This window comes from Vagococcus teuberi, assembly GCF_001870205.1.
In the GTDB taxonomy this organism is placed as follows: Bacteria; Bacillota; Bacilli; order Lactobacillales; family Vagococcaceae; genus Vagococcus; species Vagococcus teuberi.
The window spans coordinates 513,369-538,944 of record NZ_CP017267.1 but is presented as its reverse complement, the minus strand read 5'-3'; the positions used below and the strand labels follow the sequence as shown (position 1 = coordinate 538,944).

At 33.4% G+C, this 25,576-nt stretch carries 31 protein-coding genes, 1 tRNA gene and 2 other annotated features; of the genes, 8 read left to right on the top strand and 24 right to left on the bottom strand.

From position 1 onward, the window contains the following. Positions 1–71: 71 nt before the first annotated feature. The 4 genes from rpmA to BHY08_RS02595 all read right to left on the bottom strand — a co-directional run bounded on the left by rpmA (position 72) and on the right by BHY08_RS02595 (position 1,809). Positions 72–356 carry a 50S ribosomal protein L27 gene (gene rpmA / locus BHY08_RS02610; RefSeq protein ID WP_071456391.1) on the bottom strand — a complete coding sequence of 95 codons (285 nt, stop codon included), beginning with the start codon at positions 354–356 and terminating at the stop codon, positions 72–74. Next, positions 350–697, bottom strand: coding sequence for a ribosomal-processing cysteine protease Prp (locus BHY08_RS02605; RefSeq protein ID WP_071456390.1), 348 nt, complete (start codon positions 695–697; stop codon positions 350–352). Before BHY08_RS02605 ends, rpmA begins: the two co-directional genes overlap by 7 nt. 22 nt (positions 698–719) lie before the next feature. Beyond that, positions 720–1,028, bottom strand: a complete 309-nt coding sequence (gene rplU, locus BHY08_RS02600) for a 50S ribosomal protein L21 (protein WP_071456389.1) — start codon at positions 1,026–1,028, stop codon at positions 720–722. A 19-nt stretch (positions 1,029–1,047) separates the two neighbouring features. Then, positions 1,048–1,118 (bottom strand) — a sequence feature (ribosomal protein L21 leader region). 76 nt (positions 1,119–1,194) lie between these two features. Then, on the bottom strand, positions 1,195–1,809 hold the full coding sequence (locus BHY08_RS02595; protein ID WP_071456388.1) for a TetR/AcrR family transcriptional regulator: 615 nt from the start codon (positions 1,807–1,809) through the stop codon (positions 1,195–1,197). 267 nt (positions 1,810–2,076) lie between these two features. Here BHY08_RS02595 and BHY08_RS02590 point away from each other — a divergent pair. Continuing rightward, positions 2,077–2,150 (top strand) — tRNA-Arg (locus BHY08_RS02590). Between the two features lie 89 nt (positions 2,151–2,239). On the opposite strand, the gene BHY08_RS02585 is transcribed toward BHY08_RS02590, so the two are convergent. Further along, positions 2,240–2,932: an O-methyltransferase gene (locus BHY08_RS02585; protein ID WP_071456387.1), complete on the bottom strand. Its 693-nt coding sequence runs from the start codon at positions 2,930–2,932 to the stop codon at positions 2,240–2,242. Positions 2,933–3,073: 141 nt separating this feature from the next. Here BHY08_RS02585 and BHY08_RS02580 point away from each other — a divergent pair, with 141 nt between their 5' ends. Beyond that, positions 3,074–4,993 carry a fructose-bisphosphatase class III gene (locus BHY08_RS02580; protein WP_071456386.1) on the top strand — a complete coding sequence of 640 codons (1,920 nt, stop codon included), beginning with the start codon at positions 3,074–3,076 and terminating at the stop codon, positions 4,991–4,993. A 48-nt stretch (positions 4,994–5,041) separates the two neighbouring features. Here the strand turns inward: BHY08_RS02580 and rplT are convergent, their stop codons facing one another. The 3 genes from rplT to infC form a co-directional block, all read right to left on the bottom strand. After that, complete coding sequence (rplT, locus tag BHY08_RS02575) at positions 5,042–5,401, bottom strand: 50S ribosomal protein L20 (protein WP_071456385.1); 360 nt, start codon at positions 5,399–5,401, stop codon at positions 5,042–5,044. 66 nt (positions 5,402–5,467) lie between these two features. Further along, complete coding sequence (gene rpmI, locus BHY08_RS02570; protein ID WP_071456384.1) at positions 5,468–5,668, bottom strand: 50S ribosomal protein L35; 201 nt, start codon at positions 5,666–5,668, stop codon at positions 5,468–5,470. Between the two features lie 25 nt (positions 5,669–5,693). Then, positions 5,694–6,215: a translation initiation factor IF-3 gene (infC, locus tag BHY08_RS02565; RefSeq protein WP_071456383.1), complete on the bottom strand. Its 522-nt coding sequence runs from the start codon at positions 6,213–6,215 to the stop codon at positions 5,694–5,696. A gap of 25 nt (positions 6,216–6,240) precedes the next feature. Then, positions 6,241–6,381: a sequence feature (ribosomal protein L20 leader region), on the bottom strand. 124 nt (positions 6,382–6,505) lie between these two features. On the opposite strand from infC, the gene BHY08_RS02560 reads away from it, so the two are divergent. After that, the gene (locus BHY08_RS02560) at positions 6,506–7,162 is read left to right on the top strand and encodes a pentapeptide repeat-containing protein (RefSeq protein ID WP_071456382.1); all 657 of its coding nucleotides are present in this window, start codon (positions 6,506–6,508) and stop codon (positions 7,160–7,162) included. A gap of 50 nt (positions 7,163–7,212) precedes the next feature. On the opposite strand, the gene BHY08_RS02555 is transcribed toward BHY08_RS02560, so the two are convergent. The 6 genes from BHY08_RS02555 to dhaK form a co-directional block, all read right to left on the bottom strand. Continuing rightward, a complete protein-coding gene (locus tag BHY08_RS02555; protein ID WP_071456381.1) occupies positions 7,213–7,413 on the bottom strand; it encodes a cold-shock protein in 201 nt (66 codons plus the stop codon). 184 nt (positions 7,414–7,597) lie between these two features. Continuing rightward, entirely contained in the window at positions 7,598–8,587 is a 990-nt protein-coding gene (gene dhaQ, locus BHY08_RS02550) for a DhaKLM operon coactivator DhaQ (protein WP_071456380.1), read from the bottom strand. 103 nt (positions 8,588–8,690) lie between these two features. Next, entirely contained in the window at positions 8,691–9,824 is a 1,134-nt protein-coding gene (locus BHY08_RS02545) for a glycerol dehydrogenase (RefSeq protein WP_071456379.1), read from the bottom strand. 16 nt (positions 9,825–9,840) lie between these two features. Next, positions 9,841–10,209 carry a dihydroxyacetone kinase phosphoryl donor subunit DhaM gene (gene dhaM / locus BHY08_RS02540; RefSeq protein WP_071456378.1) on the bottom strand — a complete coding sequence of 123 codons (369 nt, stop codon included), beginning with the start codon at positions 10,207–10,209 and terminating at the stop codon, positions 9,841–9,843. Then, positions 10,210–10,788 carry a dihydroxyacetone kinase subunit DhaL gene (gene dhaL, locus BHY08_RS02535; RefSeq protein WP_071456377.1) on the bottom strand — a complete coding sequence of 193 codons (579 nt, stop codon included), beginning with the start codon at positions 10,786–10,788 and terminating at the stop codon, positions 10,210–10,212. It lies immediately after the preceding gene. Between the two features lie 15 nt (positions 10,789–10,803). Further along, entirely contained in the window at positions 10,804–11,793 is a 990-nt protein-coding gene (gene dhaK, locus BHY08_RS02530) for a dihydroxyacetone kinase subunit DhaK (protein ID WP_071456376.1), read from the bottom strand. A gap of 165 nt (positions 11,794–11,958) precedes the next feature. On the opposite strand from dhaK, the gene dhaS reads away from it, so the two are divergent. After that, positions 11,959–12,519: a dihydroxyacetone kinase transcriptional activator DhaS gene (dhaS, locus tag BHY08_RS02525; protein ID WP_071456375.1), complete on the top strand. Its 561-nt coding sequence runs from the start codon at positions 11,959–11,961 to the stop codon at positions 12,517–12,519. A gap of 20 nt (positions 12,520–12,539) precedes the next feature. On the opposite strand, the gene trmB is transcribed toward dhaS, so the two are convergent. From trmB to BHY08_RS02505, 4 genes are all read right to left on the bottom strand, one after another. Continuing rightward, positions 12,540–13,184: a tRNA (guanosine(46)-N7)-methyltransferase TrmB gene (gene trmB / locus BHY08_RS02520; protein WP_071456374.1), complete on the bottom strand. Its 645-nt coding sequence runs from the start codon at positions 13,182–13,184 to the stop codon at positions 12,540–12,542. Positions 13,185–13,235: 51 nt separating this feature from the next. After that, on the bottom strand, positions 13,236–14,021 hold the full coding sequence (locus BHY08_RS02515; protein WP_071456373.1) for a phosphotransferase family protein: 786 nt from the start codon (positions 14,019–14,021) through the stop codon (positions 13,236–13,238). Positions 14,022–14,111: 90 nt separating this feature from the next. Further along, a complete protein-coding gene (locus BHY08_RS02510) occupies positions 14,112–15,341 on the bottom strand; it encodes an ABC transporter permease (RefSeq protein WP_071456372.1) in 1,230 nt (409 codons plus the stop codon). Beyond that, a complete protein-coding gene (locus BHY08_RS02505) occupies positions 15,341–16,075 on the bottom strand; it encodes an ABC transporter ATP-binding protein (protein WP_071456371.1) in 735 nt (244 codons plus the stop codon). Before BHY08_RS02505 ends, BHY08_RS02510 begins: the two co-directional genes overlap by 1 nt. Before the next feature lie 147 nt (positions 16,076–16,222). Here BHY08_RS02505 and BHY08_RS02500 point away from each other — a divergent pair, with 147 nt between their 5' ends. The 3 genes from BHY08_RS02500 to BHY08_RS02490 all read left to right on the top strand — a co-directional run bounded on the left by BHY08_RS02500 (position 16,223) and on the right by BHY08_RS02490 (position 18,183). Then, on the top strand, positions 16,223–16,648 hold the full coding sequence (locus tag BHY08_RS02500; RefSeq protein WP_071456370.1) for an HIT family protein: 426 nt from the start codon (positions 16,223–16,225) through the stop codon (positions 16,646–16,648). Next, positions 16,648–17,028, top strand: coding sequence for a YtxH domain-containing protein (locus BHY08_RS02495; RefSeq protein WP_071456369.1), 381 nt, complete (start codon positions 16,648–16,650; stop codon positions 17,026–17,028). The genes BHY08_RS02500 and BHY08_RS02495 overlap by 1 nt, the downstream gene beginning before the upstream one ends. A gap of 132 nt (positions 17,029–17,160) precedes the next feature. After that, positions 17,161–18,183: a peptidylprolyl isomerase gene (locus BHY08_RS02490; protein WP_071456368.1), complete on the top strand. Its 1,023-nt coding sequence runs from the start codon at positions 17,161–17,163 to the stop codon at positions 18,181–18,183. Positions 18,184–18,225: 42 nt separating this feature from the next. Here BHY08_RS02490 and BHY08_RS02485 read toward each other — a convergent pair whose 3' ends face one another. From BHY08_RS02485 to BHY08_RS02475, 3 genes are all read right to left on the bottom strand, one after another. Further along, a complete protein-coding gene (locus tag BHY08_RS02485; RefSeq protein WP_071456367.1) occupies positions 18,226–19,233 on the bottom strand; it encodes a lipoate--protein ligase in 1,008 nt (335 codons plus the stop codon). A gap of 12 nt (positions 19,234–19,245) precedes the next feature. Beyond that, the gene (locus BHY08_RS02480; protein ID WP_071456366.1) at positions 19,246–19,980 is read right to left on the bottom strand and encodes an MBL fold metallo-hydrolase; all 735 of its coding nucleotides are present in this window, start codon (positions 19,978–19,980) and stop codon (positions 19,246–19,248) included. 179 nt (positions 19,981–20,159) lie between these two features. Further along, positions 20,160–21,245 (bottom strand): M42 family metallopeptidase, encoded by a 1,086-nt coding sequence (locus tag BHY08_RS02475; RefSeq protein WP_071456365.1) that lies wholly within the window; start codon positions 21,243–21,245, stop codon positions 20,160–20,162. 298 nt (positions 21,246–21,543) lie between these two features. Here BHY08_RS02475 and BHY08_RS02470 point away from each other — a divergent pair, with 298 nt between their 5' ends. After that, positions 21,544–21,792, top strand: a complete 249-nt coding sequence (locus BHY08_RS02470; RefSeq protein ID WP_071456364.1) for a winged helix-turn-helix domain-containing protein — start codon at positions 21,544–21,546, stop codon at positions 21,790–21,792. An 87-nt stretch (positions 21,793–21,879) separates the two neighbouring features. Here BHY08_RS02470 and BHY08_RS02465 read toward each other — a convergent pair whose 3' ends face one another. The 3 genes from BHY08_RS02465 to nrdD form a co-directional block, all read right to left on the bottom strand. Next, positions 21,880–22,659, bottom strand: coding sequence for a hypothetical protein (locus tag BHY08_RS02465; protein WP_071456363.1), 780 nt, complete (start codon positions 22,657–22,659; stop codon positions 21,880–21,882). A gap of 104 nt (positions 22,660–22,763) precedes the next feature. Next, a complete protein-coding gene (gene nrdG / locus BHY08_RS02460; RefSeq protein WP_071456362.1) occupies positions 22,764–23,342 on the bottom strand; it encodes an anaerobic ribonucleoside-triphosphate reductase activating protein in 579 nt (192 codons plus the stop codon). A gap of 44 nt (positions 23,343–23,386) precedes the next feature. Then, the gene (gene nrdD, locus BHY08_RS02455; RefSeq protein ID WP_420855335.1) at positions 23,387–25,549 is read right to left on the bottom strand and encodes an anaerobic ribonucleoside-triphosphate reductase; all 2,163 of its coding nucleotides are present in this window, start codon (positions 25,547–25,549) and stop codon (positions 23,387–23,389) included. Positions 25,550–25,576: the final 27 nt, after the last annotated feature.

The following is a 25,576-nucleotide window of genomic DNA, read 5'->3' as shown; positions in this document are numbered from 1 at the left end:
GAGTGAAATAAAATCAAACGCAACAAAAAAAAGCAACCTACTCTATTGAATAAGTTGCTTTAATTAGTAAATTATTTAGCCACTGGATAAACAGATACTTGTGTTTTTTCGCGTCCTTTGCGTTCGAAACGAACAACTCCGTCCACTTTTGCATACAATGTATCATCTCCACCACGACCAACGTTTTCACCTGGATAAATTTTTGTTCCGCGTTGACGGTATAAAATTGATCCACCTGATACAGTTTGACCATCAGCACGTTTAGCACCTAAACGTTTTGATCTTGAATCACGACCGTTAGTAGTAGAACCTCCACCTTTTTTATGGGCGAATAATTGTAGATTCATTTTTAACATGGATTTACACCTCCTTGACTAAGTTTAACTTGTATAAATGCTTGATTATCAGTTTCGATTGAGCGTAACCCAATCAATAAACTGTGAACCAAAAGATTTGTTATATCAATTTGTCTATCTGATAAAGACTCTAATCTTTCAAAATAAAGATACCCTGATTCCATATCATAGATGGGCGTATAACCTGCTAACTCATTAATACTATTTATCGTATTGATAGATAAAGCAGAGGCCGCAGCACACACGATATCATAGCCAAAAGGCCCTGATTTAGCATGTCCATCCATTTCAAATGATAAAAACTCACCGGTCTCAGTTTGCTTAAATTTAGCCTGTATCACAAGCATACCTACTTTCTAAGAATTAGGCATTAATTGCTTCAATCATAACTTTTGTATAAGGTTGACGATGACCTTGTTTACGATGACTATCTTTTTTAGGTTTGTATTTGTAAGTTACAACTTTCTTTTGTTTTCCTTGTTTTTCAACAGTTCCTTCAACAGTTGCTCCTTCTACAAGTGGTGTACCAACTTTTGTTGATTCTCCACCTACTAAAACGACTTCATCAAACACAACTTTACCGCCAGCTTCTACGTCTAATTTTTCAACGTAAATTGCTTGACCTACTTCTACTTTAACTTGTTTTCCACCAGTTTTTACAATAGCGTACATGTTTGTTCCGCACCTCCTTCTCTTTACTTAGACTCGCCGTCACAAGCGACTCGCGTTCTTAATACTTGTTTCGTGCGGTTGTAGTTGTGGTGCACACAAATACAACATTAACATGATACCAAAAAAAACGAGAATGGTCAACAACTTTTGACCATTCTCGTTAAATTTAGATTGTTTCTGATACAAAAAAGTCTGATAATCCAACTTCTATGAATAATTCAGAACGATACATCTTAGAAACCATTGCTGCAATATAATGATTAGCATAAATTTGTCCTTCATTCACCCAAGCATTTGCAATACCTAACAATGAGTAAACAACAAAGTTATTCACTAATTCTTTTGGCATCTTTCTAACTGGGATAGAGTTACCATAATTTACATGAGCTAAGACATAGTCGTATAAACGTTCGCTAAATAGCACACGATAGTCTTCTGCATCGTTTTCATTAAGCAGCGTGACAAAAAACTCTGGTGAGTTACCAATATAAGCAAACACTTTATCTAAAACAATTCTTGGAATTTGTTTCTCGTCATCGCCTTGATAAGGTACATACTCAATGACTGATTCATAGAAATCTTCAATAATCTCTTCCATAATCGTCTCAATAAATGTATCTTTATCTCGGTAATGTAAATAAAAAGTTCCTCTGGTAACAGCTGCTTGATTAGTTAAATCCTTAATATTCATCTCGCTTAAGCTACGAGTTTTTAATAAATCTAAAAAAGCCTGTCTTAGTTTTTTACGAGTTTTAATAACTCGTGGATCAATTTTCCCCATATTGTATACTCCCCTTACACCTAAATTAATTGTTATATTGTTCAATTTCCCCATAGTATCAACAATACTTTTGTAAGTATACATCATACTTCTACTTTTTGTCTAGTATTTTTAATTTTCGTTTGTTTATCATCCATTTTTTCTTTTAACTTTCCTTTTAAGTCGTTTTTTTTATAAAAATTTTTTATAAAAAAACTGTTGACTATTCTCTAAAAATTGTTTATGATTATTCTGTTGTTTAAAACAGCATATACTTTTAATCATCCAGTCGCAGTAGCTCAGCTGGATAGAGCATTCGCCTTCTAAGCGAACGGTCGGGGGTTCGAATCCCTCCTGCGACGTTATTTAAACCAGTTGATAAGGTGTTTATCAATTGGTTTTTTTATTGTCTTAATATAACAAAAAAAAGAATGTGTATCCGCCACATTCTTTAATCAACTATTAAATTCACTTCTTCAACTTCTTTTGAAATCATCAATACGCCATCACCTAGTGGCAAGATCGTCACTGATAAATCGTCATGACCAAGTACAGCATCATATAATTTATTCAATTTTCGATAAATTGTTCTTTGACTTTTAGGAATGTCCTTTATGTCGTGCATGACTGTTCCTGCTTGAAACACATCATCAATCATAATCACGCCACCTTCTTTCACCAATCTTAAACAATCTGGTAAAAATTCAATGTATTTTGATTTAGCACTATCCATAAAAATAAAATCAAACGGTCCATCAAGTGTTCCTAAAATATCTTTAGCGTCCCCCTCAAGTAGTGTTACTTGATCTTCTATTCCTAGTTTTTCGAATGTTTTTTTTGCTCGTCTAATCATGACATCAAACCGATCAATCGTCGTAACATGACTATCTGGACCCATAGCATCAATCATCAGACTAGCCGAAAAACCTATCGCTGTTCCTACTTCTAATACATTTTTGGCTTTTATTTGTTTTAAAAAGAAACGCAGAAACGTAGCCGTCTCATTGGGAATAACTGGCACTCCTGTTTCTTTTGCTTCTTGTTGGATTTCTCCAACTTTTCCACTCATTTCAGGCTGTCTATATCTAATTAAATCGATTATCTCGTCTTTTAACACTGGACGATACATCATTTCATTTCTCATTTTTATCACCTTTCCAATCCTTTAAAATTATACAAACTTTTTCTTCATTTGACAATTAGGTAAATTTTACTAATTGGTATAGATTGACTAATATAACTCTATATACTACTATTAACCTAAAAAAGAAAAGGTATAGGGATTATGGAAGAACAAAATAAATATCTTGATTTACTCTACAAACAGTACAAAAATAAAGAAAACATCATTAGCGAAATCATAAATTTGAAAGCGATTCAAAATTTACCTAAAGGAACAGAACACTTTGTTAGTGATTTGCATGGAGAGTTTAATGCCTTTCAACATTTACTACGTAACGGCTCTGGAAACGTTAAGGAAAAGATAAATGATGTCTTCAATAACGAATTAACGGATAAAGAAAAACAAATACTTGCTTCACTCATCTATTATCCAGAACAAAAACTCAAACACATTGAAAAACTAATTGACACTAATTGGTATAGACAAACAATTGATCAGCTCATTCGATTAATTAAATTTAGTGCAAGTAAATATACTCGTTCAAAATTAAGAAAATCGTTACCTAAACGTTTTTCTTACATTATTGAAGAACTTTTATATCAGGTTAAAACAAATACTGATAAAAAAGAATACTATAACCAAATCATATCAGATGTTTTAACGCTTAAACAAGGAAACGCTTTAATTATTGATTTGTGCTACACCATTCAACGACTTGTTATAGACCATCTCCATGTTGTCGGTGATATTTACGACAGAGGACCTGAACCTGATAAAATCATTGACGCCTTAATTGATTATCATTCTGTTGATATACAGTGGGGAAACCATGATATTATTTGGATTGGAGCAGCTGCTGGATCACCGTTATGTATGATGAATATTATTCGAATATCCGCTCGTTATAATAATTTAGATATAATAGAAGATACTTATGGCATTAATTTGCGACCACTACTTACTTATGCTGAAAAATATTACCTAGATAACGAAGCCTTTAGACCAAAACCAACACCTGAAACCTATTCTTCTAAAGAAGAACTGTTAGAAACAACTAAAATGCATCAGGCTGCAGCTATCTTACAATTCAAACTAGAAGAACAACTAGTTCAAAGACGACCTGAATTTGATATGGATCACCGCAAACTATTGTCACATACAAATTTTGACCAGTTAACTGTCTCGATAAAAGGAAAAGAGCATCCTTTAACTAATACTTGTTTTATGACAGTCAATCCTGACAAACCTTCAGTACTTACACCTGAAGAAGAAGAAATCATCGAAAGACTGATGCAGAACTTTATCCACTCTGAAAAACTAAAACGACATACTGATTTTTTAGTCAAAAAAGGAAATATGTACTTGGTTTATAATGATAACCTGCTGATACATGGATGCGTTCCCTTAAATAAAGATGGTTCTTTAAAAGAATTTAAACTAACTGACGGGTCGTATAAAGGAAAAGAACTGCTAGATTTCTTTGAGACAAGCCTTAGAAAAGCTTATACCTGTCCAGAAACATACGACGATTTCAATACAGACTTATTATGGTACTTATGGTCTGGTGAGAACTCTTCTTTATTTGGAAAAAAAGAAATGACGACTTTTGAGCGTTACTTTATTGAAGATAAATCCACGCATATTGAAGAAAAAAATGCTTATTACACACTTAGAGAAAACGAAGAAACGATTTCCTTTATTCTATCGGAGTTTGGTCTCTATAAAGATGATAGCCACCTTATAAATGGTCATACTCCAGTGAAAGAAATTAAAGGTGAGACGCCAATTAAAGCCGGTGGTAAAATGTTAGTGATTGATGGTGGGTTTTCAAAACCATACCAAAAGACAACAGGAATCGCAGGATACACCTTACTGTACAATTCATATGGTATGCAATTAGTCGCACACAAACCATTTTCTTCTGTAGAAGAAGTGATTTTACAAAATGATGACATTGTTTCTATCAAACGTATTGTTGATAGACCCGTTGAAAGAAAATATGTTCGCGATACAACGATTGGTTCAAGTTTACAAGGACAAATAAATGATCTGACAAAATTATTAAATTATTTACCATACTAAATAAAAAAAGCCTTAGAAAACATTGAATATTTTCTAAGGCTTTTTAAATTATTTAGCTAAAGCAGCTTTTGCTTGGTCAGCTAATGTTGTAAATGCTTCTGCATCATGAATAGCAATATCAGCTAACATTTTACGGTTCATATCAATGTTTGCTAATTTTAATCCATGCATGAATTTAGAGTAACTTAAACCATTCATACGAGCTGCTGCGTTAATACGAGCAATCCATAATTTACGGAAGTTACGTTTTGTTTGACGACGATCTCTAAATGCGTATGTATAAGAAGTCATCACTTGTTCTTTTGCTGTTTTATATAATGTATGTTTTGAGCCATAGTAGCCTTTAGCTAACTTAAGCACTTTTTTACGACGTTGGCGAGTTACTGTTCCACCTTTTACACGTGCCATGATAATTCCTCCTTGAGTTGTTCAATATTTCAGTATATGTTTTTAGTTATTATCAAAAACTAAAAATTATTTCATGCGAGTCAATTGTTGACGAATACGTTTGTAATCGCCTTTTGATACCATTGCTGGACGACGTAATTGACGACGTTGTTTTTTAGTTTTTCCATGGAAACGGTGACTAGTAAATGCGCGATGTCTTTTAAGTCCTCCACCACCAGTACGTTTTACACGTTTTGCTAATCCACGGTGTGTTTTCATTTTTGGCATGTTATTTTCCTCCTCAGATTTTTACCTACTTATCTGTTTTTGGCGCAAGCATGATAAACATACTTCTACCATCCATTTTCGCTTTCTGTTCAACAACTGAGATATCGTTTGTTTCATCCGCTAAGCGATTTAAGACGTTCTGACCAATTTCTTTATGGGTAATCGCACGACCTTTAAATCGGATAGAAGCTTTCACTTTATCACCTTTTTCAAGGAATTTACGCGCGTTACGCAACTTGGTATTAAAATCATTGACATCTATCGTTGGGCTCAAACGAACCTCTTTTACATTAATGACTTTTTGCTTTTTACGGGCTTCGCGTTCCTTCTTCTGTTGCTCAAAACGGAATTTTCCATAATCCATGATTTTTGCAACTGGTGGTTTAGCGTTTGGTGACACTAAAACAAGATCAAGATTCGCCTCTTGAGCAATTCTTAAAGCTTCTACTTTAGATTTAACACCTAGCTGTTCTCCGTCTACTGCAATTAAACGTAGTTCTCTTGCACGAATGCCGTCATTCACCATATTATCTTTTGCTATGGTCATTCACCTCCGAATATTCTAGAGAAAAACACAGAAAAAAACGAGTTCTTTATTATTATATAAAGACCCCGCACCAAAATAGTGTTTGATAAAAATATCAAAACTAAACGTTATCTAGCCCAACAATTTTTATTGTTAAGGCGAGAAGCGGGTGCTTCTGCTTTGATTTCTCAACTTCTTCATTGTATAAGAATTAGATCTAAAAGTCAACATTTTTTTGATTAGCTATTTTTAAAATATGTTATACTTAATTTAAAATTGACGTTTTTACTATTTGAAAGGTTGGATGATACATGAAACGAAATCACCCTATTCTAATAAAAGATAAACTAGAAGATAAAACATGTTTCCCAGAATATTTATCTAATAACACCCTTGATAATTTACAATTTTTGTATGTTACCAAAGAAGATACTACCCAAATTAATCGGTTAATAATTGATAAAAATCATTGGCAAAAAACGACATTTTCCAATCAACAGTGTGAGGCTATTGAAATTAGCGACACGATTTTTGATTCCTGTGATTTCTCCAATACGGAATGGATTGACAGTTCGTTTCATCGTGTTCTGTTTAAAAATTGTCGTTTAACTGGTGTTAACTTTGCTGATTCTTACCTAAGTCACTGCGAATTTAAGCAATGTACTATGCCTTACACCTCTTTTAACTTTGCTAAAATTAGATATACAGGATGGTTATCTTCTGACTTATCACTTTCCGAGTTTTCTGACTTAGATTGGAAGCATTGTGAATTTAATGACTGCCACCTTGAAAAATCAACTTGGCTAAACACTACTTTTTCTGGATTAAATTTATCTAGTTGTCACTTTGAACAGCTATACTTTTCTCCTGATAAAATTCAAGGACTTATCGTAAATATGGATCAAATGATTAGCATTGGTTTAGCTCTTGGTATGGTAATCGACGAGCCACTTGATTCAAGCAAATAAAAAACCACTTAAGAATTAACTTAAGTGGTTTTGTTTAATTAAAAGTTAGATTAAGCTTTAACGATGTTAGTTGCTTGAAGTCCACGTTGACCTTCTTCAACATCAAAAGTCACTTCTTGACCTTCTTCTAAAGTTTTGAATCCGTCACCTTGGATAGCTGAGAAATGTGCAAATACATCTTCTCCACCTTCTTGAGTGATAAAACCAAAACCTTTTTCAGCGTTAAACCATTTTACAGTTCCGTTTGCCATGTTGTGTTTCCTCCTTATTATCGCGTAATCATATACGCATATTCTGTTGCAATAAATGTGACGCTTAATAGGAGAAATGTAAACAGAATGTTAATTTTCCTAAAACGAATCAAATATACTACGCTTATTAATATATCATGACTTTCATTTAAATACAACCTTTTTTTAAAATAAATTAATTTTTTTACCAGGCAAAAGCATTAGTTGGTTTTTTAAGGTAATCTAACCAATTATCTTCGGTAATTTCTAAAAGAGTCAATGAAATTCCAGCCATATTAGTTGATGTCATATAATTTCCTGTTTTAGCGTAAACAACCGTTACACCCTCTAACTCTAACAGCCTTTTGACATCATTTGAAAAAACATACTGCTCCATTACCGTCGTTGTCCCCAAACCATTTATAAGGATTGCAAATCTTTTATTAATATAATCATCATACTGAACGAGTAATTTATTTAATAGCTCATTGGCTAAGTGTTCTGACGAATGAAATGGTTCGCTTCGGTATCCTTCCTCACCATGAATGCCAATACCAAACGAAATCATATCTTTTTCTAAGGTAAAGTTAGACGTTTCTCCAGTTAAACTTGTCCCACTTGATAAAGCAACTCCTAGACTATTCATTGAGTTGATGACTTTTTCTCCTATTGAAACTAATTCATCTAATGATTTGCCTTCACTAGCTGCTGCTCCTAGTATTTTATGTACAAAAATAGTTCCAGCGACACCTCGACGTCTTTTTTCAAAACTTCCCGTTTCAACTGAACAGTCGTCGTTGACAATCACATGGGAAACATTATGACCCGCTTCTTTCGCTTGCTTTTCTGCTTGTAAAAAATTATTTATATCAGCTTCGAAATTTTTTATGACTAATAAAACACCTTTACCTTGATCTGTTTTTTGAATGGCCTCAAACACTTCTCCAGCTGTCGGCGGAATAAATATTGGTCCACTTACTGAAGCATCAAGCATGTTTTCTCCAATATACCCAAAATGTGCTGGTTCATGTCCACTTCCACCGCCACTAATAATTGCGACACGATCTGGCGTCAACTCTTTGCGTAATAATATACCTGTTTTAGGAATTCTTTGTAAGATATCTTGATGAATGTATGCCACACCATTTAAAACTTGTGAAACAGTATCTTTTGGTTTATTGATAATCCGTGTCATAACATCCCCCCTTCTTCTTTTTCCTTCCTAGTCTAACATAAGTATATAAAACAATAAACAGCCAGAGCATAGGGCATTCTGGCTGTTTGAAAACTTTAAATCATTATTTATGTTTCGCTTTGTAGTCACGACCAATCTTATCTGCTGCAATAATGGCAGCCGCAACTTCTTCTTCAACAATAGGGAAAGGCATAGAATGAATTGATTCTTCAGGTATACATGCTTTTTCAGCCACTTCCATTGCTTCTTCAAATGTAATGCTTTCCACACCAATATCTTCTAAACAAACTGGTAAGCCAATTGATAAACTAAAATCAAGTACTTCATGTAATTCTTTTTGTGAGGCATTTTCTAAAACTAATTGACAAATCACACTAAAGGCAACTTTTTCACCATGGAAGTATGAATGAGTTCCTTCTAATGCAGTCAATCCATCATGAATCGCGTGAACAGCAGCTAAACCACTACTTTCAAATCCTAAACCAGATAATAAGATATTTGTCTCAACAATGTTTTCTAATGCTGGTGTCACGATGTTATTGTCACATGCTATTTTGGCACTGTAGCCATTTTCAAGTAATGTTTCATAACACACTTTAGCTAATGTGTAAGCTGCAATCGTATTTTTAGCTGGTGCTGTTTCTTTTGTCACATAACCATTTGGTAATCCAGCGTTAACATTTGAAAATGAATTCGCTGTTGCACGGGCTTCAAATAATGTTGATAACGCATCCCCCATACCTGACACTAAAAATCTTGTCGGAGCGTTTGCGATAATTGTTGTATCAACCATTACCACGCTTGGACTTTGTTTAAAGTAAGCATAGTCATCAAACTCACCATCTTCAGTATATAAAACAGCTGAATGACTTGTTGGAGCGTCGGTTGCAGCAATTGTTGGCACAATAATTAAATTATCTCCTTCAGCTACACATTTTGACGTATCTATGGCTTTACCACCACCTAAACCAATCACACAATCTGCTTTATTTTCTTTCGCAAAAGCTTGTAATCTTGCTACTTCACCACGTGAGCATTCACCATTAAAATGACTCGGGATAAATGTTATACCAAATTTTTCTGCTGTTTTATCTAATTTTTCTTGCACACGATTAATATCGTCTTGATGTGCGATTAAAAGAGCTGTCTTTCCAAATGTTTTAACATAATAACCTAAATTCAGTAATTCATCTTCACCTTGTACATATTTTGATGGACTAATAAATGCTTTTCTCATGATCTTTCCTCCTAGATTATTTAACCTTTAATTCGCTTAATTGTTCTTCAATGGTTTTTATATCAGCACCAGCTTGTATTAACGCGGCCGCTGTATAACTACTTTCAACTAATGCTGTATCATATAAAATGACATTTTTATCTGTCATGTCCATTGCTAATTCCAAGTTCATTTTAGCACTTCCTAAGTCATAAAAAGCCAGGATAGTGTCTGCTTCATTTTCTTCAAATGCTGACATAATCGTATCAAAACTAGTTCCAATACCGTTATCTTCCAATCCGCCAGCTGTTGTAATCGAAACATCTTTGGCTACTTCTTTGATTAAACGTGTAATACCTGTTGTAATCTCTGATACATGTGATACTAATACGATTCCTAAACTCATCTACTTCACTCCTGCTTCTATCATAGCTTCAAATAGGTAACTACTTGACATAGCACCTGGATCAATGTGTCCAATTGAACGTTCACCTAAATAAGAGGCACGTCCTTTTGTTGCTTTCATCTCTTTTGTTTCTTCGGCAATTTCTTTCACTTTTTCTTCTGTTAAAGAACCGTCTTTGAGGGATTCAATGACACGTGACCAAGTATCCAGCATTGTTTTTTCGCCTGGCTCACTTTTTCCACGTTTTTGAATTTCACTCATGCCACCTTCTAAAATTGTCACCAAATCATCTGATTTCATTGATGCTTTTGTCATTCCCATAAAAGCAGAACCATATAATGGACCAGATGCCCCACCGACTTTACTAATTAATGTCATAGCTGCTAACTTAAAGACATCTGTTGGTGTTTCAGGATTTTTTTCTTCGATAGATTTCATCATTTCACTCGTTCCACGAGCCATGTTGGCACCATGATCACCATCTCCGATTGGTGTATCTAGCTCACTTAAATACGCTTTATTTTCACCAACTTTATCTGTAAAAAGTTGTAACCACTTTATAATTTGTTTTGCTTCCATACATTTCTCTCCTTTTTACCACGCAATTGTTGTAACAGGTGCTTTCAATGCTTCTGTCCATTCAGGTGTATCTAAGTGAATCATCGTTAATGATAAACCTTCCATATCAATTGATGTCATAACGTCTCCAACCTTTTTAAAGTCAACAACTAATCCATCTTCTTCAAGTAAAGCCTTTACATCATTCATAAAAACAAATTGCTCCATTAATGGTGTGCCACCTAGACCATTCACTAACACACCATATGTATCGCCAGATTTCCAGTTAAATTCATCTTTTAATTTTCCAACTAATTCTTCGGCTAATTTTCTTGATGATTGTAATTTTTCTTTACGATAACCAGGTTCCCCATGAATTCCAACTCCGAATTCAATTTCATCTTCTTCTAAAACAAAGCCTGGTTTTCCTACAGCAGGAACTGTTGCTCCAGTTAATGCCACACCTAATGTTTTAATTTCTTTAACTAGTTTGTCTCCGATTTCTTTGATCTCAGCTAAACTTTTACCTGATTCAGCGGCATGACCTAAAATTTTATGAACTAAAATGGTTCCAGCGACTCCACGTCGACCAGCTGTATATGTGCTGTCTTCTACCGCAATGTCATCATCAACTAATACTGTTTCAACTTCAATGCCTTCCATCTCTGCTAAATCTTTTGCCATTTCAAAATTCATCACGTCACCAGAATAATTTTTAATAACTAGCAATACTCCAGCACCATCATCAGCAGCTTTGATTCCTTCTAGTACTTGATCAGGAGTTGGCGAAGTGAAAATTTCTCCACAAACAGCGGCACTTAGCATTCCTGTTCCTACAAATCCAGCATGAGCAGGTTCATGGCCACTTCCTCCACCACTAACTATTCCTACTTTACTACCTGAAATATTTTTCTTAGCAATCACATTTGTTTCAGGAACACGTGTCACTAAATCACTATAAGCATAAGAGAGTCCTTCAAGCATTTCGTTTAATATGTCGTCTGTTTGATTAATAATTTTTTTCATCTTTGCTTCCTCCGTTTTCTTATCTATGACTGTATTATATAAAGAAAAGGCTTTCTTTGTAATGGACATTTCCTGCTATGTGTCCGCTTTCAAAACTAAAAGTTATTTGTCTTTTTCTTTTTGGCTTGTTATTCTATAGTCAATGGAAATAAAAGGAGGTCTCTCATGGCGTCAACTGGTTCTTTAATCACTAAAAAAGTCATCGCCTATTCACTAAAAGATTTATTAAAGACGACTCCCTATCAAAAAATATCAATAAAAGATATTATGTCTCACGCTGAATATCGTAGACAAACATTTTATGATCATTTTACTGATAAAGATGATTTAATTGTCTGGATATACCAACAAGAACTAACAGAGATTGTACAACACTTCGTGACTTACGATCATTGGACGGTTATTATAAAACGATTAGTCGATTATTTTGAAAAAAATCAAGTGTTCTATCAAAAAACGTTACTTGAGTCCTATGTCTTTGATGCACAACTATCAAATCAGCTTGAGCACTTCATTTACTATTTACTTACACATCAAACTAACCAACATGATTTACCATACAAACCAAAAGAAACCGCGACCTTTTTTGCTTTTGCCATTACTGGTACTATCAAAGACTGGTTGTTTCATGATTGCCAACTATCAAAAGGGGCAATAACAGAGCTTATTACTAATCAACTCACGGTTCTTTTACCATCAAATAAAACAGACATCTCCGTACTATAGCGTGTACGAAAATGCCTGTTTTATTTATTATTAAATGTTGCTTCTAAACGATAAATAGGCTGCCCTTTGGCTGAAAATTTTTCTTCATATTCGGTCATTATGTTTCCTTCATAATCACTATGATGTAAATCTAGCCAAACTTGATTTAAAGTCATCCCATATCGCGATAGACTTGCTAGTGAATACTCAAACAATCCCTGATTATCTGTTTTAAAATGAAGTTGAGCTTTTGGTTTAGAGATAGTTTCATATGTTTTCAAAAATGTTTTAAACGTTAATCGACGTTTTTCATGTTTTTTCTTAGGCCATGGATCTGAAAAATTCAAATAAACTTGAGATACTTCACCATCTGCAAAAAAGTCAGTTAAATCCGCTCCATTAACTAGTAACAACTGTAAATTAGGCAGTTTTTCTTCTAATTGTTTTTCTAGTACTGATATCATAGCGTTCGTTTGAAGTTCGATACTAATATAATTGATATCAGGATGAGCTTTGGCCATCTCCACAATAAATTGGCCTTTTCCACTTCCCACTTCAATATGAATTGGTTGCTCTTTTTCAAAACGGTCTTGCCATTTCCCTCTCCACTGGCTACCATCAGTCAAAATATACTGTGGATTAGCTATAATTGTATCCATTGCTCCTGGTTTGTTTCTTAAACGCATCGTTTTTTCCTTTCTATAAAATAGCCCCTTGACATAAAGTCAAAGAGCTACTTAAATATCATATAATTTTTTTAATAGAGAAACATAGTTAGACATTTGTTTAAACTCTTCTCTATGGTAGCTTCTTTTAATTTGTTGCAACAAATTCATACCAGCATACCAATGGACTCGCTCTAGTAGCTCATCATCAACTTTGATGCCGTAAACCTGTAGCCAATCTGGCCAACTCTCTTTAGAAACATATTGTCCAAGAATTGTTCCTAAATCATAGGCTGGATCCGATAAAACAGAATAATCCCAATCTACTAAATATAATTCCCCATTAGACGCAAGCATCCAGTTATTATGTATCGCATCCCCATGACACGCAACAAATTGAACCGATGTATAAGGAGGTAGATGATTTTCTAAATGACGAAACACTCGCATCAAATAGTCATCCTCTTTTAAGTCTTTAGGTAGATCAGTTATATAATCTTGTAAAAAATCAAAAACTGACTTTTCTGCACCGTCCATTCTCTTCAACATTGACTTCAGTGATTCTGATTGATGTAAATAGTGCAACATATGTGCGACATCTTCATTATCAGAAATCTCATCTATCTCTAATTGCCGTCCTTCTAACCATTCTTGTGCAGTCAGTATGTCGCCATTACTTGTCCTTTTTGTCCAAAGCAATTTTGGTGTTAATCCTTCACGAGATAATGCGGCCAAAAAAGGAGTTGAATTACGCTTAATAAAGACTCTCTCATTTTCCTTCATACCCTTATAAGCTTTTCCGGTATCTCCTTTGATTGGTTGGAGATTCCAGGCTTTATCAAAATTAAACATGTTCATTACTCTCCATCATTATCCTTTACTCACCTTTACCATCGTTTCGCTGACCTATTTCGAAAACTCAGTATAACATATTTTCTATTAAGTTTTTCACCTATTTTCCATTTTTTCCATTTTTTTTAGTTTCATTGGTAAGTAACTCCAAGATAATAAAACAAATACCATAACAAATACTAAAGCTAGTTTAATACCATCTAGCTTATTTGGCAAAGCAACTACTACTACTAGACTAAATATCAATGTCATGATACCAATGACACTTCTAATAATAAATAAAACTGAATTGTGCTTTAATTTATATGAGATAGGATATAATTGCGTCATTAACATATAATCAAAGGCGTGATAAATTGGTATCAATTGAAATCCTAATAGATAAATAAACAAACTACCTAATATTGCCATCAACCAAAATGACTTAGTAAAAAACAATAAGACCATCCCGACAAGAATTAAACGAATCGTTAAACTACTATACTCAGAACCTCGAGCTACTACTCTGGCATATAGATAAAGATACGTATTTTCTGATGTTTTTTTTATTCGATTTAGCAAGCCATCTAAATATTTTCTACGATGTACATCAGATGACAACCCTGGTACATCTGTAAATAAATTAAAGAACGAATAAAGACGTTTCATACGTTTTCTCTCAACTTGAATACTTTTTTCCCAGTTTAACTGGCTACTTTCAAGTGTTTTTTTACTCAACATCACTAATGCAATACTAATAACAAATGCGACTGCAACACCTACATAAAACGAAACATATAAACTGCAAAATAAACTTCCAATTGCCCCTAACGTCCAAATGATTCGGTGAGTTGTTACGTTTTGTCCAGAATCAAGATACAGTGATTCTAATTGAATCCAAAGATCTGCATATTTTAAAGCTAATAAACTAGCTATAATAAATAGTGTCATAGAAAAATCAACTGACTTGGTAATAGCCACTAACGGAAATGTTACACCAACAATTAATGATATCGCAATAGTCGGAAAAATGGTTGAATAGTTCAGCCCTCTTTTTAAATAGGTTGTCATCGCTCTTTCTTTTGGTATTAAAAAGACAGCATCTGCTTCTTGCATTAACGTGCTTAACCTTCCCACAAATAAACTGATAAACCAGACCAGTCCAACGACAATTGGCACCCATGACACTGCTGGCGTCAAATTCTTTAAATATTCAGAATAATAGTAGCCAAAACCACCTAAACCTACCATACAGATTAAAATAAAATGGTCATTCATAACATATTTTAAATATTTGAACATTCTTTTTTGATGTTTAGCCAGGCGTAACTTATAAAAATCTAACATTAGTTCTCCTCCTCTTTTGTGAGGGATAGATAAATATCATCTAAAGAAGAACCTGGCAGATGAAACTCTTTACGTAACTCCTCCATCGTACCATTTGCTCTAACTTCACCATTATGTAAGACAACAAATCTGTCACAATATATTTCTGCAGTCGCTAAAATATGTGTTGACATCAAAATTGCTGCCCCTTGTTTTTTCATTTCATTCATTAATTCAAGTAAAGCATTAATTGCTAATGGATCCAATCCTAGAAATGGTTCGTCGATGATATACAAACTTGGTTTGGTTAAAAAGGCACACAAAACCATCACTTTTTGTTTCATCCCTTTTGAAAAGTGAGTTGGAAACCAATCTAATTTATTATCTAAACGGAATAGTTTTAATAGATACTCCGCTCTTTTTAATGCCTCATCTTTTGGAATATCATAAGCCATAGCTGTTACTTCAATATGTTCTCTCAATGTCAATTCATCATACAATATTGGACTTTCTGGAATAAATCCAATTTTCTTACGATAAGAGTCTGGTGCACTAAAAATCGTCTCATCATCAATTGTGATTTTTCCTTTTTGTGCATTTAAAAGGCCGATAATATGTTTAATCGTGGTACTTTTACCCGCACCATTAAGGCCGATTAAACCAACCATCTCACCAGATTTCACTTCAAAATCAACCGATTTTAATACAGGAGCATGACCGTAGCCTCCTGTTAAGTTTTCTATTTTTAAACTCATTATTTTTCCTCCAATATATACTAGAATGATTATATCATAATTCGTTCATTTACTTACTTTTTTTAATCTCATCTCTTCGAACTTTTAAATCAATTGTTATAGTGGTACACTGTAGCTAAAACCCAATCAAATTAGGAGGAATAAAACATGACAGATTGTCTTTTTTGTAAAATAATAGAAAAAGAGATACCTAGTTATCCTGTTTATGAAGATGAGATGGTGTATGCTTTTTTAGATATTACACAAACAACTAAAGGACACACATTGGTCATTCCTAAAAAACATGTAACAGATATCTTTGAATACGATGAGAAACTAGCAGCTGAAGTATTTGCTAGAGTTCCTAAAATTGCTCGTGCGATTGAAAAAGCTTTTCCAGATGTCGTTGGATTAAATATCGTAAATAATAACAAAGAAGCTGCTTACCAAAGTGTGTTTCATTCACATATCCACCTCATTCCACGATACGGCAAAGAAGATGATTTTTCAATAACGTTTGCAGATAATGGCTCTAAATATACGACAAATGATATGGCAACAATCGCTCAATCAATTAACAAGGAGATTTTATAGTGGGGAAAAAAGGAAATAAAAAACAATTTTCTGGCAAAAAATTTATCAAAGGTTTTTTAGTAGGTGGGGCTCTATGTGGTGGTGCAGCACTCTTACTTGCTCCTAGATCTGGAAAAGAAACTCAACGATTGATGACTAACAAAATAGAAGAAAACATTAATTTTCTTTTATCGTTAAGTAATCAGATTGATACAACTAAAGTTCAAGCAAATCAATTAACTGCTCTATCTCAAGAATTATTACCAACTTTTGAAAAAGAAACCAAAAAAAGTATTAAGAAATTTGAATTCAAAGCAAAGCCACGCCTAGAAAAAATGAAAGAACAATTAGCTAAAATAGAGAAAGATATAAACGATTTCAAAGAAGCTCTTGAACAATAAAGTTTTAAATAATTTATAAATTCTACTTAACTTTTTTGAATAGGTATTTTGTTTAATTCTTTTTATGGTATAATAATAAACATGTTTATGATAATTCATAATTTTTACTGAAAACTAGATTGGAGACTCAACATGAAAAACAAGAAATTTAAATTAGCAGCTGTTGCGTTGCTTAGCATGATTACATTAGCGGGATGTTCAGGTGGTAAGGACATCGTTACAATGAAAGGCGGTAAAATCACCGACTCTCAATTTTTTGATGAATTAAAGAAAAGTTCAACTTCATCTGAAACTCTAGTGAACATGATTATTCAAAAAATCACATTAGATGACTATGGCAATAAAGTAGACCAAAAAGAAATTGATAAACAATATGCATCTTACGAAAAACAAAATGGTGGTAAAAAACCGTTCGAAGCATTATTAAAACAAAATAATATGACAGCAAAACAATTCAAGGAAAATATTAAACAAAGTTTAGCCTTTACAGAAATGTTAAAATCTCATATCAAAGTAACGGATGCTGACCTTAAAGAAACTTGGAAAACATACCACCCACAAGTAGAAACTCAAATTATGTCTTTTGATTCTAAAGAAGATGCTGAAAAGGCATTGAAAAAAGTAAATGATGGGGAAGATTTTACAAAAGTTGCGAAAAGTGACTCTCACGATACTACTACTAAAGAAGATGGTGGAAAAGTAAAATTTGATTCGACAACAACAACTGAACCTGCTGGTGTCACTGTACCTAATGAGGTGAAAGAGGCTGCTTATAAATTAGAGAATGGCAAAGTTTCTGACCTAATTACTGTTCAAAATCAACAAACAGGAGCAGATGTCTACTACATTGTAAAAATGGTTAAAAACAAACAAAAAGGTAATGATTATAAACCTTATGAAAAAGAATTAAAAGAAATCTTCGAGCAAACTAAAATTGCAGATGCTACATTCCAACAAGAAGTTATTGGTAAAGAATTAGATAAAGCAAATGTTAAAATCAAAGATTCTCAATATAAAGATATTTTAACTCCTTATTTACCACAAAAAGAAACAAAAACAAGTGAAAGTAAAACTTCTGATTCTAAAGAAAGTAAATCTTCAAAAACTAAATCGACAGATTCTAGTAAGAAAGAAACAACAGAATCAACTAAATAACAAAAAAGCGAAACTCTTAAACCGAGTTTCGCTTTTTACTTGTTAATATAATAATTCAACCAAATCTGTTGATTCAATATTACCAAAATATTTTTTGACATCTATTTCTTCTACTGCTTTTGTTATGGATTCTTTATCATATTTCACACCCGTTAAGATGCCTTCAACGTCTGCAATTTGACCTAACCCAAAGAAATCACCAAAGATACGAATGTCTTTAATCTCACCATCAGAGACATTCATTTTAGCTTCAATTGATCCTATCGGGAATCTTTTACGACGAACGATATCAAATTCAGGCGAACGACCATAATTCCAATCCCAATTACGATATAATCTATCCGAAATCGCATTGATTTTTTTCCAATCTTCTTCCGTTAGTTTGTATTCATTCACATCATTAATATCTGTTGTTTCAAATATTTTTAATAAAATTTCTTTTCTAAAATCTTTTGTAGACATATATTGATAATCATCAGATAAAAATGGTTTGATATTTGTCACTCGAGATCGAATTGATTTAATTCCTTTTGACTCAATTTTATCTTTTCTCACCTTTAATGCATTAACAACTTCGTTTACATCACTATCAAACATCAACGTACCATGAGCAAACATACGACCATTTGTGGTATACATCGCATTTCCAGAGAATTTTTTATCATCGATAACTAAATCGTTTCTTCCCTTTAACTCTGCTCCTTCTACACCTAGCTCATGTAAAGCATCAATGATTGGTTGCGTTACCTTACCAAAATTTCTAAAAGATTCACCATCATCCGGCATGATAAAGCTAAAGTTCAAGTTTCCTTCATCGTGATAAACAGCGCCACCACCACTTAAACGACGAACCACGTGGATACCATTATCTTCAACATAATCAACATTGATTTCTTCAATTGTATTTTGATTACGCCCGATAATAATAGATGGTTCATTAATATAGAATAATAAAATCGGCTCATCTAGTGGCATCTCTTGCACTAAATACGTTTCAATCGCTAAGTTAATTCTTGGGTCTGTTATTTCTTCATTTGATACATAAATCATGGGTACAACTCCTTATAATGTAATAGTTAAATTAATTTTTGCTAGCTGAACTGGAATATCTTCTGCATAATATTGTGTCTGTGACAAAACGTCTTCTAAAGCTAGAGATTGATTCAAGTGACTAATCACAACTTGTGACACGTTTGCTTCTTTAGCTAGTTCTCCCGTTTCTTTTGTTGTTAGATGTGCTTTATGATTTTCATTTCCTTCTAAGAAATATGTATCTGTAATCAATAAATCAGCCTTCTGACAAAAATCAGACAACCCATCTAAATAGCCAGTATCTGCTGTAAAAACAAATACTTTCCCCGTCTTCTTCTCAACAATTCTAGTAGCAAAACATGGTACAGGATGAATCGTGCGTTTGAATGTTATTAAAAATGGTCCAATCTCTAATGTATCATGTTCCTGATAAGCTATACCTTTTGAAATTCCTGGCATTGTTAATTCTTTAAACTTGTCTTCGTTTTCAGTATGACCATAAATATTTAATTCTTCAACTGGCGTTGTAGGTTTTAACTGACGCAAATACTGTAACACACCTAAATCTGCAATATGATCATGATGATAATGTGTTAAAAGCACCGCATCTAACGTTAACGGATCAAGTTTTTCTTCTAATCGAATTAACGTGGAACTTCCCGCATCCAATAATAGTGAAAAATCCTCCGATTGAACAAGATATGATGTGGTGCCTTCTCCTTTATAGGGATAGCCTCCCCAAAAACCTAGTACCGTAATTTTCATTACACGTCTTCCTTTCCATACAATAATATCCTACGACGAGTCAATAAAAGATACAAATAGTTTAATATATTTCCCGAACTAACCCCTAAAACCTATCTAAAAGCTGCTTTTTTTGATACAATTTTGTTTTTATAAAAAACTAAACAGATACTCTTTTCAAAGCACCTGTTTAGTTTAGATTAGTACGACGTTAACTCTTTCACTTTATCAGCATCTAGTCGTTTTACTACTTCTGTCACTAATTTCACTGTATTCAAATAATCATCTTCATGAATAATAGATGTATGTGAATGTAAGTAGCGGGTTGCCACTGTAATCGCAAGTGATGGTACACCATTACGTGTTAAGTGTTGCATACCAGCATCTGTTCCTCCACCTGTGATAACAGTGTATTGGAATGGAATATCCAGTTCTTCTGCTACATCAATGACAAAATCACGTAATTTTCTGTGTGGAATCATTGAGGCATCAAAAATTAAAATCTGTGGTCCTTCACCTAACACAGAATCTGCTTCTTTTGGTGTCATCCCTGGAGTATCTCCAGCTGTACCTGTATCAAGAGCAAATGCAATATCTGGATTGACTAAATGCGTGCTAGTTCTTGCCCCGCGTAATCCAACTTCTTCTTGCACGTTACTTCCCGCAAATAAAATATTTGGGTGTCCTTCTTTCGCTAAGTTTTCTAACACTTTTAATGACACAGCAGTTCCAATACGATTGTCCCAAGCTTTAGCTAATAAGTATTTTGAACCATTTAAGCGTTTGTATTCGATAAAAGGTGTTACCATATCACCGGGTTTAATGCCCCACTCAGTTGCTTCTTCTTTACTTGTGGCACCAATATCAATAAACATATCAGCTATATCATATGGTTGCTTTCTTGCTTCAGCCGATAATACGTGTGGTGGTTTCGATCCAATCACGCCATGAATTTCTTTACCTGTTGATGTTGTGATGGTCACTTGTTGAGCAAGCATAACTTGTCCCCACCAACCACCTAATGTTTGAAATTCGATAAATCCTTTATCAGTGATTTTAGTTACCATGAAACCAACTTCGTCCATGTGACCAGAAATTAAGACACGCGGTCCTTCTTTTTCACCAATATGACGTGCGTTAATTCCACCTAACCCATCAAATAATACTTTATCAGCATATGGTTCGGCATATTTTTTAAAGATTTCAGTTACCTGTGTTTCGTTTCCAGGTACACCTTTTGCGTCCGTTAATTCTTTTAAAAATAGTTCTTCTTTTTTATCTAACAAACTAGTCACCTCTTTTAAATTTTTCACTGATTTTAGTATAACATTATTATGGGAAATATAAAAAGATAGGCATTAGAAAATAAAAAGACGGATTGATTTTTCGACCTTAAGACCTATGTCTCGCTTTATCAATTTATTTATAATATCAATCAAAAAGTTAATTAAAAGAGCGATATTATGACGATTATGTTGATTGAACCTAACCATGCATTAAAAAAACACTTACACAGCTTTTAACGAAGAATGGCTATCATGTGATATCTGTAACTCCTGATGATTTTTTATTTTGATACAATCAATGAAAAACAACCTCAATTTATTACCATCTCACAATGGGCTTACTCTAGATACTGAAAATAATACTTTAAGAACACAACATCACTGTATTAAATTAAGTAAAAATGAATGTCGTTTACTCGTTATTTTGTTTAAACATCCTGGTAAAGTGATCAAACGCGAAACATTTCTTCGTGAATTATGGAAAGATGAAAGTTATGTCGATGATAATACTTTAACAGTCAATATTAATCACATACGAAAAAAATGAGGTCTCTTGACGTGAACTTTGGGATTCAAACCAAGATTAAACAAGGATATTTTATTTCATAAAAAAAAGAGGTGTTCTCCACCTCTTTTAAGCTAGTTTCACAACAGTAATTTTATCTACAAAAAACTGTTCATCAAATACAGTATCTTCACAATCTTTTGCTGCGACCGAACAAATAATAGCTTGTTTTATTATCTCCTCTGTTGAATTATCTTTATTAGATAGTCCTGCCGCTAATCCGCACACCATTCCTTCATGATTAACCTGCTTTATAGTCTCATCGTTACATAATACCTGAAATATTTCCTCATGATGAATGACATACCCATTACCGTTAATATCATAAATAAATACCATTGGCACATCCTCAAATAAAGGATCTGTTAGTAATTCAGAGGGCATACTATTTATTAGAGTTTCTTCAGATAATGATAATAATTCAGGTAACCTATCTTTCTTTAAACACAAAGCATATGGTTTTTCATCTCCAGCTAGAGCCATTTTTATCGCAGGAGTTGTTCCGCTAAATACAATACGTTGGGGGCTTATTTTATTCTGAAATAAGGTTTGATAAAACATCTGGTTTTCTTGTAGTAAATCAGATGACATGACAACTGCGTCACTACCTTCAATGAATAGTCTATAATCTTCTAATTCATTGCTATACAAAGGAACAGATGTTTCTGATTGATTGTAAAATTGCTGCTCAAACAAACTATCCGATGTGACTGTATCATCATCAATGAACTCTAATATTGGAATTGTCCCTAGTTTAAGTTCTAATCTTTCGATGATTTCTTGTTTTTCTGTTACTTTTTGTCGTGTTGCTTCTGTGTTCTTTTGAGATAAATTAATGAATACTATCATGTATAACACCCCTAATTTTTAATAGGCTAATTATCACAAATAAATTTAACTTTTTAAGGATGAAACCGTAAAAAAAGGATGAATACATTACGCATTCATCCAGTTTATCGAAAGTAAGCTTCCTTATCTAAACATTTTTCCCAAATAACTACATTAGATTTTTCTAACGACTGTGCGACGTCTATAATTCTTTGATTACTGCTACCTCTAAATTGTAAGGTTAAATCTCTCTTATCTAATTCAAATCTTCCATCTACCAAAACGTCAATCAAACGAAGTAATTCTAGTTTATCATCCGTTTCTTGCAATAACTCTTCAAATGTATAACCAGACCAAGACCAAATATCTTTTGACGAACCGAATTCACCTCTAACACGTTTTACTAGCGACAAACACACTTCGGTATTTAAAAAAGGTTCTCCGCCTAATAAAGTCAATCCTTGAACATAATCATGAGATAAGTCTTCAATAATTTTATCTTCCAATTCTTTTGTATAAGGAGTGCCGTAGTTAAAATTTTGAATCGCACGATTAAAACAGCCTTTACAAGCAAATAAACACCCACTGACATAAATACTACATCTAACACCCTCACCATCAACAAACATAAATGGTTTATAATCAGCAATGTACCCTTTACTATATTTAGTAGATTCCCACTCTTTTGGTTTTGGATTTCTCATTTCTATACTCCTTTAAAAAATAAAAAAGAGTTTGATACTCTTTTTTATTTCATATGTTTTACTCGTGATGATATTTCTTTGTGACGACCATGAACCATTGGTCTTGCTTGTGGATTACCTAAGTAGCCACATGTTCGTTTTACTACATCACATGTTTTTGGGTCATTATTGTGGCATTGTGGGCATTCAAAACCACGTTCAGTTGGATTAAAATCTCCCTCAAAACCACATTCATAACAGTGATCAATTGGGGTATTGGTCCCTAAGTAACCAACTTTATCATACGCATAATCCCAAACAGCTTCTAATGCTTTTCTATTTTGTTGTAATACTGGGTACTCACAATAGTGAATAAACCCTCCAGAACAATATTTAGGATAATCTTTTTCAAAATCTAATTTTTCAAAAGGAGTTGGATTTTTTCTTACATCATAATGAAAACTATTCGTATAATATTCTTTATCTGTAATATTTTCAATTTCACCAAATTTTTCTTTGTCTAAACGACAGAAACGATCTGTTAAACTCTCACTTGGTGTCGAATACACACTAAAGTGATAACCATACTCATCACCCCATGAATCTGTATGTTGTTTTAAATATTTCAAAATCTCTAAAGTAAATTCTTTTGCTTCAGGATTATCTTCCCATTCTCCACCAAAAAATGATGAAGCTACTTCATACAACCCAATATAACCAAGTGACACAGTTGCACGTTTGTTTTTAAATAATTTATCAACTGACTCATTTTTATTCAATCTATCACCAAACGCCCCATACATATATAAAATCGGTGCATTAGCTGGTGTTGCCTCAATGCATCTCTTCACACGAAAAACTAACGCGTCTTTTGCCGTAGCTAAACGTTCATCTAATAAAGACCAGAACTTCTCTCTATCGCCACTAGCTTCCAAAGCAATGCGTGGTAAATTAAGTGTCACCACACCTAAATTCATTCTTCCAGCGTTCACTTCTTTTCCTGTTTCATCTTTCCAACCTTGTAAAAATGATCGGCAACCCATTGGTACTTTAAAACTACCAGTCAATTCTACAATTTTGTCGTAATTCAATACATCAGGATACATTCTTTTTGTTGCACACTCTAATGCTAATTCTTTGATATCATAGTTTGAGTCTGTCGGTTTTAAATTTACACCATCTTTAATGGTAAATATTAATTTTGGAAAAATCGCTGTACGATGTTCCCCTCCAAGTCCTTTAATACGATTCAAGAAAATCGCACGTTGAATTTCTCGCTCAAACCAATCTGTACCAAGACCAAAACCTAACGAGGTAAAAGGCGTTTGACCATTAGAAGTAAATAGTGTATTGATTTCATATTCTAAACTTTGCATAGAATCGTAGATATCTTTGCTGGTTTTTTGTTTCGCATATTCATCATGCTTAGACTCGTCATCTATCCATTGTTTCGCATCTTCTAAATGCTTTTCATAATTTTTTTTCGCAAAAGGCGCTAAAAACTCGTCAATTCTATCTGCCGAGCATCCACCATACTGACTAGATGCCACATTCGCAATGATTTGAGAAATTTGTGCTGTAGCTGTTTGGATTGACTTAGGTGATTCCACTTCAGCATTTCCTATTTTGAAACCATTATTTAACATGCTTTCAAAATCAATCAAACAACAATTCGTCATTGGAGAATATGGATGATAATCTAAATCGTGGTAATGAATTTCACCTTTTTGATGAGCATTCGCTACATGAGAAGGCAATAATTTTAGGCCAATTGATTTTCCTACAATCCCTGCTGTCAAATCACGTTGAGTATTAAAAACATCACTATCTTTATTTGCATTTTCATTTACTAATCGTTGATCTTTATTTAACAACTTACCAATTGTAACATTAATATCTGTCGATTCTGCTCGTTCAAAATCTCGTTTAGTTCGATAATTAATGTATTCTTGTGCAAGAGCATATTCTCTATTTTCCAATAAAATATGCTCAACAATATTTTGTATCTCATAAATTTTGACGTCCTTAGAAAAACGCTCACTAATTTCTGATACGATTTTTTGCACAAGTGCTTCAATTTTTTTTGTCGATAATTCATCAACTGGACCATTTACTTTATTCTCAGCTTTTAATAAGGCTTCTGTTATTTTTTTAGCATCAAAATCAACTGTACGACCATCTCTTTTAATGACATTTATCATATCAATTCCTTCTGATAGATAGCTCATTTTTTCATTTAATTCTGTTTCTTCAAT

Bases quoted from the DNA above. Each gene is read 5' to 3' on its own strand.
- dhaM (WP_071456378.1), bottom strand. From the start codon at position 10,209: ATGAGTTTAGGAATCGTATTAGTATCACATGTATCAGAGATTACAACA.
- dhaQ (WP_071456380.1), bottom strand. From the start codon at position 8,587: ATGACACGGATTATCAATAAACCAAAAGATACTGTTTCACAAGTTTTA.
- BHY08_RS02485 (WP_071456367.1), bottom strand. From the start codon at position 19,233: ATGATTTATGTATCAAATGAAGAAATAACAGACCCAAGAATTAACTTA.
- BHY08_RS02580 (WP_071456386.1), top strand. From the start codon at position 3,074: ATGGAAGAACAAAATAAATATCTTGATTTACTCTACAAACAGTACAAA.
- BHY08_RS02585 (WP_071456387.1), bottom strand. From the start codon at position 2,932: ATGAGAAATGAAATGATGTATCGTCCAGTGTTAAAAGACGAGATAATC.
- dhaK (WP_071456376.1), bottom strand. From the start codon at position 11,793: ATGAAAAAAATTATTAATCAAACAGACGACATATTAAACGAAATGCTT.
- infC (WP_071456383.1), bottom strand. From the start codon at position 6,215: ATGACCATAGCAAAAGATAATATGGTGAATGACGGCATTCGTGCAAGA.
- BHY08_RS02500 (WP_071456370.1), top strand. From the start codon at position 16,223: ATGACAGATTGTCTTTTTTGTAAAATAATAGAAAAAGAGATACCTAGT.
- dhaL (WP_071456377.1), bottom strand. From the start codon at position 10,788: ATGGAAGCAAAACAAATTATAAAGTGGTTACAACTTTTTACAGATAAA.
- BHY08_RS02555 (WP_071456381.1), bottom strand. From the start codon at position 7,413: ATGGCAAACGGAACTGTAAAATGGTTTAACGCTGAAAAAGGTTTTGGT.
- BHY08_RS02505 (WP_071456371.1), bottom strand. From the start codon at position 16,075: ATGAGTTTAAAAATAGAAAACTTAACAGGAGGCTACGGTCATGCTCCT.
- rpmI (WP_071456384.1), bottom strand. From the start codon at position 5,668: ATGCCAAAAATGAAAACACACCGTGGATTAGCAAAACGTGTAAAACGT.
- rpmA (WP_071456391.1), bottom strand. From the start codon at position 356: ATGTTAAAAATGAATCTACAATTATTCGCCCATAAAAAAGGTGGAGGT.
- BHY08_RS02515 (WP_071456373.1), bottom strand. From the start codon at position 14,021: ATGAACATGTTTAATTTTGATAAAGCCTGGAATCTCCAACCAATCAAA.
- trmB (WP_071456374.1), bottom strand. From the start codon at position 13,184: ATGCGTTTAAGAAACAAACCAGGAGCAATGGATACAATTATAGCTAAT.
- BHY08_RS02545 (WP_071456379.1), bottom strand. From the start codon at position 9,824: ATGAGAAAAGCATTTATTAGTCCATCAAAATATGTACAAGGTGAAGAT.
- BHY08_RS02560 (WP_071456382.1), top strand. From the start codon at position 6,506: ATGAAACGAAATCACCCTATTCTAATAAAAGATAAACTAGAAGATAAA.
- BHY08_RS02490 (WP_071456368.1), top strand. From the start codon at position 17,161: ATGAAAAACAAGAAATTTAAATTAGCAGCTGTTGCGTTGCTTAGCATG.
- nrdG (WP_071456362.1), bottom strand. From the start codon at position 23,342: ATGAGAAATCCAAAACCAAAAGAGTGGGAATCTACTAAATATAGTAAA.
- BHY08_RS02595 (WP_071456388.1), bottom strand. From the start codon at position 1,809: ATGGGGAAAATTGATCCACGAGTTATTAAAACTCGTAAAAAACTAAGA.
- BHY08_RS02480 (WP_071456366.1), bottom strand. From the start codon at position 19,980: ATGAAAATTACGGTACTAGGTTTTTGGGGAGGCTATCCCTATAAAGGA.
- BHY08_RS02510 (WP_071456372.1), bottom strand. From the start codon at position 15,341: ATGTTAGATTTTTATAAGTTACGCCTGGCTAAACATCAAAAAAGAATG.
- nrdD (WP_420855335.1), bottom strand. From the start codon at position 25,549: ATGAGCTATCTATCAGAAGGAATTGATATGATAAATGTCATTAAAAGA.
- dhaS (WP_071456375.1), top strand. From the start codon at position 11,959: ATGGCGTCAACTGGTTCTTTAATCACTAAAAAAGTCATCGCCTATTCA.
- BHY08_RS02470 (WP_071456364.1), top strand. From the start codon at position 21,544: ATGAAAAACAACCTCAATTTATTACCATCTCACAATGGGCTTACTCTA.
- BHY08_RS02465 (WP_071456363.1), bottom strand. From the start codon at position 22,659: ATGATAGTATTCATTAATTTATCTCAAAAGAACACAGAAGCAACACGA.
- rplT (WP_071456385.1), bottom strand. From the start codon at position 5,401: ATGGCACGTGTAAAAGGTGGAACAGTAACTCGCCAACGTCGTAAAAAA.
- rplU (WP_071456389.1), bottom strand. From the start codon at position 1,028: ATGTACGCTATTGTAAAAACTGGTGGAAAACAAGTTAAAGTAGAAGTA.